Source organism: Helicobacter pylori NCTC 11637 = CCUG 17874 = ATCC 43504 = JCM 12093 (assembly GCF_900478295.1).
Classification (GTDB): domain Bacteria; phylum Campylobacterota; class Campylobacteria; order Campylobacterales; family Helicobacteraceae; genus Helicobacter; species Helicobacter pylori.
In genome coordinates, this window is record NZ_LS483488.1 from 1551308 (window position 1) to 1563953 (window position 12646).

A 12646-nucleotide genomic window follows, 5' to 3' on the forward strand; every position below is an offset into this window, starting at 1 on the left:
TTTTATAGCAAACGAGTGAGATCATTGAAAAGCCCTAAAAACATGACAAAAACCAAAAACCCCACACCCGCTAGCCACAACGCATTTTGTATGGGTGTTGGCAAAGTGATATGAAAAATATTTTTAAAAACAACCCCTAGCATTTGCCCCCCATCTAAGGCTGGAATGGGTAATAAATTTAAAATCCCTAGATTGATAGACAAAAACGCCCCAAACAACAAGAGCATGCTCAAACTACTCGCATGGCTTAACGCTCCCACAATGCCTACCACCCCGCTCAATTCCTTAACTGAAGCGCTTCCCATAATCAAACGCCTTAAAGAATCCACAATCAAAACAACGCCCTCTTTAAACCGACTCAAAGCCTTTTCAAACGCTTGAAACAAAGAATAAGAAACAACGCCCATTTTTTGCATGTCCGGCTTGATGCCTATCGCTTTGTATTTGATGATTTCATTAGGATCGTTAGAATCGCTTATTACCGCTATGATTTTGGGGGTCAGTCGTTTTTCTAAAATCTGATGGTTTCGCTCTATTTCTAAAACCAACTCGCCTTGAGAGCGCGCCACTACGCTTCTAACCTCTCTAAAACTCGCTATTTTTTCGTGGTTGATAGAAAGGATTTTATCCCCCTTTAACAGCCCGGTCTCTAGCGCGTTTTTTTCTAAATCGCCAATGATTGGCAGTAAGACTTTTTCCCCGCTCAATGCCAGAAAAAAATACACTAAAATCGCAAAAAGAAAATTAAAAAACGCCCCCCCAAATAGTATCCATAGCTTTTGAAAAGGGCTTTTTTGCGCGTAGCTGTCATTCGCGGTTTCATTCGTTTTATTTTCTTCTTTATCCATGCCCTTTAATTTCACATAGCCCCCAAGCGGGATCAAAGACAAAGCGAATTGCGTGCCAAAAAGCTTAAAAAAACAGAGTTTTTTACCAAAACCAATGCTAAAAACTTCTACTTTCACCCCACAAATCCTAGCGATCGTGAAATGCCCTAATTCATGGACAAAGATTAAAAACGCCAGCATTAAAACCGCTACAATGAACATCATACCCCTGCAGGCTCTTTGGTGTTAGGATCTTTTATCATCGGCTCTTTTAAAGGCGTGGGCGTTATAGGGGGCGTGGGTGGTATGGTTTTTGGGATTTCTTTATTTTCTCGTGGGGGTTTTTGCCACAACTCTGTCAAAGCCGCCGCTTTTTTAGGATCCATTTTGGCTAAAATTTTACCGAGTTCTTGGGGTTTTAGCGCCATTAAAATTTCTAAGGCGTTTTGAGTGGGTAAATTTTCTAAAATCAAGGCGGACTTAGAATCTTTCATTTTAGAATAAGTCTCGCCAATCTTGCTGTCTTTAGCCTGCTTGATTTCTCTTAAAATGCCTTCGTTTTCTTCTATCAAATTTTTAAGGCGTTTTTTTTCTTCCGTTTGTAAGGTTTTAAAGGCTTCTTCTTTAGCGGCTAAATTTTTCAGTTTTTCTTCCACTTCTTTTTCTTTTTGGTTCAACAGATCGGTTTTTTCATCTAAAAGGCGGGCGTTTTCGGTTTGCAAGATCCTTAAAGACTGCTCTTTTTCGCTCAATCGGTGCAAATCGTCTTTCAATTCGGCTTTTTTGGATTCAAAAATCGCAGAGCATTGCAACAATTCTTGTGCGGCTTCTTCGCTAAAGAGCGCTTGTAAAATCAAGCCCATTAACAAGATTTTACGCATGCAAGCCCTCTTTTTGCCAGTGTAAAATCATGGCGTTTTCGTCCAAAAGAGCCTGCTCTTTTTTTTCCAAAATTTCCTTTTCTTTTTGCTTTTCCTTTTCTAAAATGATTTTAGCTTTTTCTAATTCCTGGTTAGCCAAAAGGTAATCTTTTTCTAAAACTTTTAAATCCTTAGTTAAATTCTCGCTCTCTTGTTGGTAATATTCTATCTCCATTCTTAGAACGCTTTTTAATTGTTGGGTTTGTAAAAAAAGACTCATTCCCCCCAATTCAGGGTTTTTAAACGCGCTCAATTGGGCTTGTTTGTCCAAAACTTCTCGCTCCTTTTGTTGCAATTCTAAACGCTTGCTTTCAAGCTTTTGCTCTATTTTTTCTAACGCAAGGGTTTTTAATTGCACCAATACAAAAGCGAATTTTTTCATAGAAAAATCGTGTCTTCTCTTTCAGGGCTTGTAGAAATAAGGCCAATTTTTACCCCCACTTCTTTTTCAATAAAACGGATATACTCTCTAGCGTTTGGCTCTAAATCGTCTAATTTTCTCACGCCCACGCTTTTTTCCCAGCCTTTAAAAGTTTGATAGATCGGCGCACAATCTTTCAAATCGCTAGGGAAAGCCTCCAATCTTTCGCCCTTTCTTTCATAAGCCACGCACACCTTAATCGCATCAATCCCGTCTAAAACATCTAATTTCATTAAAGCTAATTGCGTGCAACCATTCAAAGCGCAAGCGTATTTTAAAGCCACCAAATCTAGCCATCCGCAACGCCTTGGGCGCTTGGTTGTCGTGCCAAACTCCGCGCCCTTAGTCCTTAAATGATCGCCCATGGGTGTAGCGTCTTCGCTAGGGAAAGGCCCATTACCCACACGAGTAGAATACGCTTTTGCGATGCCTATGACTTCATTGATCGCTTTAGGGTTTAAGCCGGTGCTCACGCATGCGCTAGCGCTCGTGGTGTTAGAGCTTGTTACGAAAGGGTAAGTCCCTAAATCAATGTCTAAAAGCGTGCCTTGCGCCCCTTCTAGTAGGATCTTTTCACCCTTTTGGTTCGCTTCTATCAGCATGCTTGTCGTGTCTTTGATAAAGGGGCAAATTTTTGGAGTATAAGTTTTAAAATACTCCCTCAAATCTTTTTCGTAATTCTCGCCCAAATCATACGCTTCTTTAAAAGGCTCAATGGCTTTGAAATGAGCGTTTAGCTTTTCTTCTAAGATTTTATCGTCTAGTAAATCCCCCATTCTTATCCCGCTTCTGGCCATTTTATCCTCATAGCAAGGGCCTATGCCTTTTTTAGTCGTGCCGATGTTTTGAGATTTTTCTTTAAAAGCGTCTTTTTTGGCATGATAGGGCAAGATCACATGGGCTCTGTCGCTGATGAACAAACGATTTTCTAAATCCTCAAACGCGCTGATTTCTTCGCACAAATCCTTAACGCTCACGACCACCGCGCTAGAAATGATGTTCTTGCATTTGGGGTATAAAACCCCTGAGGGCATTAAATGCAACGAATGCTTAACCCCCTTATGCACAATGGTATGCCCGGCATTATGCCCGCCTTGATAGCGCACCACAAAGTCATAATCTTTAGCGATCCTATCAACAATTTTTCCCTTCCCCTCATCTCCCCACTGGATCCCCACAACGACATCTGCCATAAAATATTATCCTTAAAACAAAGTAGATTGGATGGTTTAAAAGCTTGTTAGAATACCAAAAAAAAGTAAAGAACCTCTTTATAAGCCCTAAAAAGAGCTTAAAAACCTATCGTGTAGTTGATATAGAACGCATACAAACGCCTGTAATCCACATCAGCCCCATTCGCTTTCAAATACCTTTGATTGATAGCCGGGATTTTCACGCCAAATTCCATACCATGCTGAATGCTTTGAGACGAGCTCAAAAACCGGCGGTGCATGGTGCTGGCAAAATGAGCCCTTAAGCCCAAATTAAATAAAAATTGGAAATTCGTGGGAGTGGGGTATTCTTTAAACGAGTTTTCAATTTGGCCTCTTAAAGAGCTATCCCAAGTGTTACCCGCTATTTGAATGCCCCCAAACACCCCCACATTCAAAGACTGATCGCTAAAAACCCTTCTAAAGATATTCCATAAAAAGTCCGTGCCAGCGCCATAAGTAAAGATGTTCGCTTTAACAGCGCTATTAAGACTGCCCAATTGCGTAAAGCCATAATCAAAGAAAGCGTAATACCGTAAGCCTATATTCCTCTTGCTCCCAAAAAATTGCTTATAGCCCACTTGAATGCCAAAGCCATTAATAACCCCATGCTGAGAGCTTTTGCCTGGCCCAAATTGGGGCAAGTAAGGCTCATCGTAATTATTCAGCATCCCTCCTAGTTGTTTTAGATTCTCTTGGTAAGTAGCGATTCGATCCGAGATGGTTTTCACATCCTTTTGAAGCATGGCCCCTGCACCACCACTCTTATTCAAGTTTTCTGCGATCTGGCCTAGCTTTGCTGAAGAAGTGTCATTAAAAAGCTGCATTTGGGCTAATAGCCCTTTTAAAAACACCGAATTGCTATCCAGATTCACCCTTGTAAGCGCGTTTAAAAGCGCCACACTCTCCGTGGCTAAGAGACTGAATTCATTTTGAGAATTATAGAGAACTTTTATAATCCCTACATATTCAGGAACGACTCCATTATTACTGCCATTATTACTATTATTAACCAAGTTATAAAGCACATTACTCAAATACACTTGCAAGGCTTGAACGCTATAAGCGTTTTTATTCGTCTCAAAGCGTCGCTCAATTTGGGGGAGTATTTTTTTAAACTGGGTTAACTCTGCGTTGTTGTTGCCAACAGTTGTATTGGTATTGACAATTTGGTTGCCTATCCCTAAAAGAGCGTCCATGGTCGTGTTTGTCGCTAAAGCTAAAAGCCCGTTACCCCCTGCCATACCCACGCCCACTTGGCGGAAATCATCAATGACATTATTCCTTAGGGTGCTGCCTTTGTTATTGATGTTTTGTTGCGCACCGCCGATTTGATAGCCCACTCCCATATAAAAGCCATCGTCTTCAGCTAACGCCATGCTTAAGGGAAGGCTAAAAAGCAGAGCAGTTTTTAAAAGCCCTTTTTTGAGCGCATGGTATTGACTATAACCTTTTTTCATTCTTGTATTCTTTATCTCTTTTGTATTGGTATTTTTCATCAAGAGCCTTCCTTAAAAACCGACTGAATAGCCCACATAGAAGCTAAAATTCCTCATATAGCTCGCGCTTGAGCCTTGGGTTGCGAAATATTTATGAGCGATAACAGGGATTTTCACCCCAAATTCTATCCCTTGGTCTAGCCTGTGCTTGTTGAAATTGGTTTTTGCAAAGTTGGTGCGCACGCCCAAATCAAACAAGAATTGGAACGAACTAGACTTGACATCAGGCCTTTGCCCGCTCAATAAGTTCGTTACATTAGTGCTCCAAGTTTGCCCTGCAATTTGAGCGCCAAAGAAAAGGCCGATTGTAGTCCTTTCCCTCCTTCTAGAGCGTTCATACACGTTGTATAAAAAATCCGTTCCTACCCCATAAGTAACAAGATTCGCTCCCACTTTTAAATTCGTATCGCCAAAATTCGCATAGCCATAATCCAAAAACCCGTAATACCTTAAGCCAATATTTTTCTTATGGGTGAAAAATTGTTTATAACCCATCTTAGCCCCAAAGCCGTTCATGCTCGCTGACTGGTAATCTTTGAGCGAAAAGAGGTTAGGGATATAAGAAATCTTATAAAGAGAACTAGCCGAAGATTCAAACTGACCTAATACCGCATTAATGATGTTTATGGTTCTATCTAGCCCTTTCTTATAGATAAGCTGACTCCCAGTAAAACAAGACGATGCACTGCTACAAATATTTTTTTCAATAAAACTCCCTAACCTCAAAGTCTCACGATCTAAAGAAATCCCGCTCTTAATCAAAGCGTTGAGCTCGCTAACCGTAGAATTAGCCCCTATCAAGCCCGTTTGCGAAGAAAAATTTTGCATGCCTGTGGCAATATCGCCCACACTCACGCCATTATACGCTCCATTAGTCCCGCCCGCACCTAAAAGCATGACTTTCATGATGTTTTCGTATAGCTGTCCGTTACCATTATTTTTATTTTGTTGGATTTTGCTCAAATCCACTTGCCCTAAAGCTAAAACGATGTTTTGAGCCACCAAGAGCATGCTATCAGTAATACCGATTTGTTCTTTCCCCACATCCACCACCAAAGGCTTAATGACACCCTGATTAGCGTATTGTTGGGATAGATCCAATAGTTTTCCTAAAATCCCTAGAGATCGCTCTAAATTGACTAAGGCTGGGTTTGGCGTGCTTTGTCCGTTTGGCTGTGATGGTTGCGCATTGTTTTTCAGGCTTTCACGCAAAAGAGTTGCTGTTTTATTCCCTAAAATATCCAAGTAGTAGGATAAGGGAATGGCAGAAGTTTGCAACCTCACAGCCCCATCTCTGATTAACTGCTTTAATTCTTGCGCTTGGGTGAAGCCTGGATTTTTCAATTCCTGTCTGGCCAAACTCGTCTGGTAATCTATGACAAAAAACGCCCCATCTTCTTCAGCGTTACACAAAGACATGCTCGCTAGTAAGGAAAGAGCGATCGTTTTTTTAAAGGAGTGGTTTTTCAAAAATATCCTTTTTGCTTTGATAAGTGATTTTACTTAATCCATAAAAGAAACTTTCTAATTTTAAGACAATCATTCTTAATTTGCTATTAAGTGTTTCAAAAAAGCATCAAATTGACATCTTTTAAGCAAAATGTTATAATGCTCGCTTAATTTTATTTGGGGTGTTAGCTCAGTTGGGAGAGCACAACGCTGGCAGCGTTGAGGTCAGGGGTTCGAACCCCCTACACTCCACCATTATCACGCTTATCCTCTTTCTTTATGGATCAAACCCATTTTCTTGCTAGTATTACCCATAATTAATTATAATCTTAGGAATTGTTTTTCATCAAGGGAGTTTGAGCGTGAGCAGTTTGTTTAAAATGCGCATTCTGAGTTTTAAAAAGAATAAGCGGGCGGTGTTTTCGCTCTATCTTTTTATCGCTTTATTAGCGCTTTCTCTTTTAGCCCCCTTGTGGGTCAATGATCGCCCCTTATTCATCTATAAAGACAATAAAGCGTATTTCCCTATGTTCAAAAATTATGCGGAAGTGGAGTTTGGAGGCGATTTTTTCACCCCCACAGATTATAACGATCCTTATGTGAAAAACACGCTTTTAAAAGACGCTTTCATTATCCATGCGCTCATCCCCTATAGCTACGATACGATCATTATGGATTTAGACTCGCCTGCCCCCACCCCCCCAAGCTTCAAACACCTTTTAGGCACAGACGATCAAGCCAGAGATGTGTTAGCCAGACTGGTTTATGGCTATCGTGTTTCGTTAGTGTTTGGGATTTTACTCACCCTTTTTAGCGTTCTTATTGGCGTGAGTTTGGGAGCGTTTCAGGGGTATTATGGAGGGTTAATAGACTTAGTGGGGCAAAGGTTGAGCGAGATTTGGAGCGCGATCCCCATGCTTTTTTTACTCATTGTGATTTCTAGCGCGTTTAATTCTAATTTTTGGATCATTTTATTTTTAGTCTTGCTCTTTAGCTGGATGGGGCTTTCTCAAGTCGTGCGCACGGAGTTTTTAAAAGCAAGGAATATGGACTACACCAAAGCCGCTAGAGCGCTTGGGGTGAATGATTTAAAAATCATTTTCTACCATGTTTTACCCAACGCTTTAGTAGCGACGATCACTTATGTGCCGTTTTTAATGGCGGCCAGTATTTCTACTTTAGTGTCTTTGGATTTCTTGGGTTTTGGCATGCCCATAGGGAGTGCGAGTTTGGGCGAATTGGTCAATCAAGGCAAGGATAATCTCACCACGCCCCATTTAGCCATCGTTGCGTTTGTAGCCATTAGTTTGTTGCTTTCTGTTTTGGTGTTCATTGGCGAAGGGGTGCGCGATGCTTTCAACGCTAACATGCTCAAATAAAGGGGTTACATGCTAGAAATCAAAAACTTGAACTGCGTTTTAAACGCGCATTTTTCGCTCCAAAACATCAATATTTCGTTAAATCCTAGCGAAAGGGTGGCGATCGTGGGCGAAAGCGGGAGCGGGAAAAGCTCTATCGCTAATCTCATCATGCGTTTAAACCCCAGATTCAAACCCCATAATGGCGAAGTGTTGTTTGAAACAACCAACCTTTTAAAAGAAAGCGAAGAATTTATGCAGCATTTAAGGGGTAATGCGATAGCCTACATCGCTCAAGACCCCCTATCCAGCCTAAACCCCTTGCATAAAATCGGCAAGCAAATGAGTGAAGCCTATTTTTTACACCATAAAAACGCTTCTCAAACGCTCCTTAAAGAAAAAGTTTTAAACGCCATGAAACAAGTTCAATTAGACGAAAAATTTTTGGATCGTTACCCTTATGAGTTGAGCGGAGGGCAGCGCCAAAGGGTGTGTATCGCTATGGGCATTATTAATGCGCCCAAACTGCTCATTTGCGATGAGCCTACCACCGCATTAGATACGCAAATCCAAAACCAGATTTTAGACTTACTCAAGCAATTGAGCACGGAAAAAAACATCGCCCTTTTATTCATTAGCCATGATTTAAAAGCGGTCAAACGCTTGGCTGATAGGGTTTATGTGTTAAAAAAAGGCGAGATCGTAGAAACCAATTTGACTAAAGATCTTTTTAATGACCCTAAGCACGAATATTCAAAACTCTTGATTCAAGCTTCAAACTTGCCCGCTAAAAATTTAAAAGCGCTAGACGAGACGCTTTTAGAAGTGAAGGATTTTAGCGTTTATTACTTGCAAAAACGCTTTTTTAGGCCTTCTTTAAAAAAGCCCCTTATCGCATCAGTCAATTTTTCCCTCAAAGCCAAAGAAAACATCGGCATCATTGGCGAAAGCGGGAGCGGGAAAAGCTCTCTAGCGTTGGGGCTTTTAAAACTCGCTTTAAACAGCGGGGAAGAAAAGATTTTAGGCCAAAGCGTGGGGCCTTTAAATTCTAAGGCGTTCAAACCCTACCGCAAGATTTTGCAAATGGTGTTTCAAGACCCTTACGCATCATTAAACCCTCGCTTAAGCATTCAAAGCATTCTAACAGAGGCTTTGCGCTTTGCTTACCCTAAAGCTTCCAAAGAAGAATGGCACCATCTCGCAAAACTTTGTTTAGAAGAAGTGTGTTTAAACCCTGAATCGCTTAACTTTTACGCTTATGAGCTCAGTGGAGGGGAACGCCAAAGAGTAGCGATCGCTAGAGCGATTGCTTTAAAACCTAAAATCATTCTTTTAGATTAACCCACTTCTGCTTTAGATAAAAGCATTCAAAAAAGCGTGTTGGAATTGCTGTTAAATTTACAAGAAAAGCAGGATCTGAGCTATTTGTTTATCAGCCATGATTTAGATGTGATCAAAGCGTTTTGCGATAAGGTGTTAGTGATAAGTGAGGGGAAAGTCGTAGAAACAGGCACTATTAAAGAGGTGTTTGACAACCCTAAGCACGCTTATACGAAGCGTTTATTAGAATCCAGGCTTTAAAAAACTCTATTTTAAAAATTTATGCTTTTAGCGTTTTTAACCGCTTTTTTAATGAGCGTTATCTTTTAGCTTTCTACAAACAAAACAAAGAAACTTGATAGGGGGCTGTTTTTGAATAAGGGTAGTTGTCAATAAAGAATGAAAAGACTTTGGATTCTTCAGGCAAAATCTTTTCTTTAAAAGTTTTTTCATAGCTTTTTTTGACAAACCATTTAAACGCATGCTCTTCTACAAAATTGTGAGGGTTTTTAAGGACTTCTAGGCGTAAAACGCATTTGTTTAGAGTAAATTTGGAATGGTTTTTGACTCCCACTTGCAAAGAAAAGGCGTTGCTATAACTTAAAGGGTTAGCGTGTAAGATGCGTGTTTCTATGGGGTAAATCGCTTGAGTGAGTAAAACCTTCAAAACAAAAGGCATGCTCAAAAACGCGCCCAAAAAAGCTGTTGTTGCTATATAGCTAGCTATGCGGTTTCTTAAAAGCAGAGCCAAAAGGAGCAAAACTGCGCAAAAAAGGATTAAAACGCTCGCTATTAAAACGCTAATTAAAGTCGCTTGGCTTAAAAAGCCCTTAAAAGACTCCAAAAAAGCTTGGATAAAGGCAAGAGATGCCATGCGTTTTTAAGGCTCTTTACTCTCAGCAATACTAGATTTAACCTTACTTTTAGTGTCAATCCAAATATTAGGCACAGCCCCGCCTGGAGTGAGCATGATTTGAGCGTTGTTATTCGTTTTTAACGCTTCATTAAACTGGCCTTGAACTTCAATTTGGCGCAGTCTTAAAAGCTTGTCGCTCAAGCTTTGCGAAATGCTTAAATTGGCTTGAGATTTTGCCTTAGCCTCAATCACGATCGCATCAGCCACGCCCTGAGCCTTAATCCTGTTAGCGTCCGCTTCCCCTTTAGCTAAAGCGGCTTGTTTTTGAGCTTCTTGCTTGGAGCGCTCCACCTCGTATTTCACCCTTTCTGATTCTTGGCGCGCGATTTGGACTTTTTCTATTTGCTCTTTAATCTTAGCGGGCAAGACGATTTCTCTCAATTGGATAGAGCTTAATTCCACAGGGGTGTTGGGGAGCTTAGAAACTTCTTTATTGATACCGCTATTGATAAGAGCGGCGATTTCATTGCGTTTAATGGGTAAATCTTCAGCCGGATAGCGCCCCACGACAGATCGCACCACATCGCGCACCACAGGGTTGATGATCTTTTGCTCCCAAGACAAGCCATAAGTAGCGATCGTTTGGGGGGTGGTTTGAGGGTTTAGACGGTATTGCACGGTGAGTTCAATAGAAACAGTCAAACCCCTACTATCCATCACATTAATAGCGTCGTTTCTAAAAATCCCTTGGTTTTTACCCGCCACGCCCATGTCTTCGGTGCGTGAAAAATTGATATTCCTGATCCTTGTATCCACAATGAGGATGTCTTGAATGATAGGCACAAAAAAGTGGATCCCTGGCTGTAAGGGGGTGGGTTCGTATTTCCCGGCGGTGATTTTAATGCCAATTTCTCCTGAGCTAATCACTTCAAAAGGCTTGGCCAAAAAAGCGATAACGCCTAAAAGGACAATGACAATTAAAACCGATAGTTTTTTAGAATTAAAAGAGTTAGACGGCGGGATGAAACGCCCCCCATTATTAGGCGTATTAGGCGTGGGGGTTTCTCTTTGAGAATTTTTCTTTTTTAAATGTTCGTTCAAATCAATGGGCATGAATTTCCTTTTTAAATATTTTAACGGCGTTTGGGTTTTTTAGAATAGTGGTTTGTTTTAGAGTGCCTGTCTCTGTGCTGACCCTTTTTGAAAGAACGCGCTCGCTCATGCTGGGGCGTTTTTTTGTTAGGGGTTTTTGGCGTTTTTTCTTTAGGGTTTTGAATCGCATCAATTTCTTGCTGGTTTAAACCAATTTTGCTGGTTTCAAACTGCAAACTCAAAAGTTTTAAAACCAATTGAGACGGCTCAAAAATTTCGGTAAGCTGTTCATAAAGGCTGATGATCCCTTCAGACACTTTAGCGTCATGCAAGGTTTTAATGATCTGATTTTCGTTAATGGTGGGGATTTCAAAAAGTTCAATCTCTGAATCAATTTCTTTTTGCATGCGTAAAAGCTCTTTGTATTCTAAAGGGGTTACTAAAGTGATCGCCATGCCTTTTTTGCCCGCTCGCCCGGTTCTCCCAATGCGATGGATATAGCTCTCGGTATTTAGGGGCAAGTGGTAATTGAACACATGGCTTACACCGCTAATGTCTAGCCCACGGCTCGCCACATCTGTAGCCACCAACACATCAGCGTCATTTTTTTTAAACGCCATGATAGAAGCGCGCCGATCCCTTTGATCCATATCCCCATGCAAAGCGGTGCTTTTGTAATTTTTAGAAGCAAGGAATTGGTGCAATTCATCAGCTTCTTTTTTAGTGCGCGTGAAAACAATGCTCTTTTTGGGCGCTTGGGTGTCTAAAAGGCGCATGATCGCTTCGGCCCTCTCATGCTCATTGATCACATAAAAGCGTTGGGTGATGTCGGTGTTAGTGATATTAGAAGGGGCGATATGGATTTTAATGGGGTTTTCTAAAATCTTATCCGCTAGTCTTTTAATCGGCTCTGGCATCGTGGCTGAAAAAAGCAAGATCTGCGCTTCGCTAGGGAGGTAGTCAAAAATCTCTTCAATATCGTCTAAAAACCCCATATCCAGCATTTCATCGCTTTCATCTAAAACGACCACTTTAGGCACAAATTTATGGATGCGTTCGTTTTTTAAGTGATCGAGCAGTCTTCCTGGTGTAGCGATCATCACTTGGGGGTTTTTCTTAATGAATTCGCATTGTTTTTTAACGCTCTGGCCTCCATACACGCACACGGTTTTAGTCCTGGTGTGTTTGCCCAATTTGAAAATCTCATCGCTAATTTGCATGGCCAATTCTCTGGTGGGCGTGATCACTAAGGCCTCTATGGTGTGGTTGTTTTTAAGGTTGTTGATAATGGGCAGAGCGAAAGCGGCGGTTTTTCCTGTGCCTGTTTGGGCTTGCGCGATGACATCTCGGCCTTGCAAAACAGCCGGAATGGCCTTTTCTTGAATGGGGCTTGGGGAAGTGAAACCGGCTTCATAAACGGATTTTAAAACCGATTCTTTTAAGCCCAAATCATTAAAACTCGGCTTATGATAAGCGTCATCATCAATTTCTGTAGGGAGTGGTGGTTGATTAAATTCCATGGGAGATTCATACCTCAATTTAATTTGAAACTTTATAAAAAGCTAATAAAAGGCTAAAATTAAAATCTTTGATTTAAAGTTTATAAGATTTTTGAGTATAGCATAAAAATACGCTCAATTAGGTTTAAAGTTTTTATAAAAGGCTTATGCTAAAATAATTAGAATTTAGGGAA

At 40.9% G+C, this 12646-nt stretch carries 10 protein-coding genes, 1 tRNA gene and 1 pseudogene; 3 read left to right on the top strand and 9 right to left on the bottom strand.

Annotated features, from left to right (window positions below):
- Positions 1–2: 2 nt before the first annotated feature.
- The 6 genes from rseP to hopF form a co-directional block, all read right to left on the bottom strand.
- On the bottom strand, positions 3–1052 hold the full coding sequence (gene rseP / locus DQL14_RS07755; RefSeq protein WP_162296892.1) for an RIP metalloprotease RseP: 1050 nt from the start codon (positions 1050–1052) through the stop codon (positions 3–5).
- On the bottom strand, positions 1049–1708 hold the full coding sequence (locus DQL14_RS07760) for a MotE family protein (RefSeq protein WP_108169310.1): 660 nt from the start codon (positions 1706–1708) through the stop codon (positions 1049–1051). The genes rseP and DQL14_RS07760 overlap by 4 nt, the downstream gene beginning before the upstream one ends.
- On the bottom strand, positions 1701–2129 hold the full coding sequence (locus DQL14_RS07765; protein WP_108169311.1) for a flagellar FliJ family protein: 429 nt from the start codon (positions 2127–2129) through the stop codon (positions 1701–1703). The genes DQL14_RS07760 and DQL14_RS07765 overlap by 8 nt, the downstream gene beginning before the upstream one ends.
- Positions 2126–3361, bottom strand: a complete 1236-nt coding sequence (gene purA, locus DQL14_RS07770; RefSeq protein WP_108169312.1) for an adenylosuccinate synthase — start codon at positions 3359–3361, stop codon at positions 2126–2128. The genes DQL14_RS07765 and purA overlap by 4 nt, the downstream gene beginning before the upstream one ends.
- 98 nt (positions 3362–3459) lie before the next feature.
- Complete coding sequence (hopG, locus tag DQL14_RS07775) at positions 3460–4878, bottom strand: Hop family outer membrane protein HopG (protein WP_108169313.1); 1419 nt, start codon at positions 4876–4878, stop codon at positions 3460–3462.
- A 12-nt stretch (positions 4879–4890) separates the two neighbouring features.
- Positions 4891–6348 carry a Hop family outer membrane protein HopF gene (gene hopF / locus DQL14_RS07780; RefSeq protein ID WP_108169314.1) on the bottom strand — a complete coding sequence of 486 codons (1458 nt, stop codon included), beginning with the start codon at positions 6346–6348 and terminating at the stop codon, positions 4891–4893.
- A gap of 158 nt (positions 6349–6506) precedes the next feature.
- On the opposite strand from hopF, the gene DQL14_RS07785 reads away from it, so the two are divergent.
- From DQL14_RS07785 to nikE, 3 genes and pseudogenes are all read left to right on the top strand, one after another.
- Positions 6507–6582: transfer RNA gene (locus DQL14_RS07785), tRNA-Ala, on the top strand.
- 101 nt (positions 6583–6683) lie between these two features.
- Positions 6684–7706, top strand: coding sequence for an ABC transporter permease (locus DQL14_RS07790; protein ID WP_000116861.1), 1023 nt, complete (start codon positions 6684–6686; stop codon positions 7704–7706).
- Positions 7707–7715: 9 nt separating this feature from the next.
- Positions 7716–9266, top strand: a pseudogene (gene nikE / locus DQL14_RS07795) (nickel ABC transporter ATP-binding protein NikE).
- Positions 9267–9339: 73 nt separating this feature from the next.
- On the opposite strand, the gene DQL14_RS07800 reads toward nikE, so the two are convergent.
- The 3 genes from DQL14_RS07800 to DQL14_RS07810 are packed head-to-tail and all read right to left on the bottom strand — an operon-like array spanning position 9340 to position 12473.
- On the bottom strand, positions 9340–9879 hold the full coding sequence (locus tag DQL14_RS07800) for a DUF2393 domain-containing protein (protein WP_108169315.1): 540 nt from the start codon (positions 9877–9879) through the stop codon (positions 9340–9342).
- Positions 9880–9885: 6 nt separating this feature from the next.
- Entirely contained in the window at positions 9886–10974 is a 1089-nt protein-coding gene (locus DQL14_RS07805) for a prohibitin family protein (protein WP_001121075.1), read from the bottom strand.
- 20 nt (positions 10975–10994) lie between these two features.
- Positions 10995–12473 (bottom strand): DEAD/DEAH box helicase, encoded by a 1479-nt coding sequence (locus DQL14_RS07810; RefSeq protein WP_108169316.1) that lies wholly within the window; start codon positions 12471–12473, stop codon positions 10995–10997.
- Between the last annotated feature and the right edge of the window lie 173 nt (positions 12474–12646).

What these genes read in the sequence shown, in the direction of transcription:
- DQL14_RS07765 (WP_108169311.1), bottom strand. Translation starts at nt 2,129, where the DNA reads ATGAAAAAATTCGCTTTTGTATTGGTGCAATTAAAAACCCTTGCGTTA.
- purA (WP_108169312.1), bottom strand. Translation starts at nt 3,361, where the DNA reads ATGGCAGATGTCGTTGTGGGGATCCAGTGGGGAGATGAGGGGAAGGGA.
- DQL14_RS07760 (WP_108169310.1), bottom strand. Translation starts at nt 1,708, where the DNA reads ATGCGTAAAATCTTGTTAATGGGCTTGATTTTACAAGCGCTCTTTAGC.
- DQL14_RS07805 (WP_001121075.1), bottom strand. Translation starts at nt 10,974, where the DNA reads ATGCCCATTGATTTGAACGAACATTTAAAAAAGAAAAATTCTCAAAGA.
- DQL14_RS07800 (WP_108169315.1), bottom strand. Translation starts at nt 9,879, where the DNA reads ATGGCATCTCTTGCCTTTATCCAAGCTTTTTTGGAGTCTTTTAAGGGC.
- DQL14_RS07810 (WP_108169316.1), bottom strand. Translation starts at nt 12,473, where the DNA reads ATGGAATTTAATCAACCACCACTCCCTACAGAAATTGATGATGACGCT.
- rseP (WP_162296892.1), bottom strand. Translation starts at nt 1,052, where the DNA reads ATGATGTTCATTGTAGCGGTTTTAATGCTGGCGTTTTTAATCTTTGTC.
- hopG (WP_108169313.1), bottom strand. Translation starts at nt 4,878, where the DNA reads ATGAAAAATACCAATACAAAAGAGATAAAGAATACAAGAATGAAAAAA.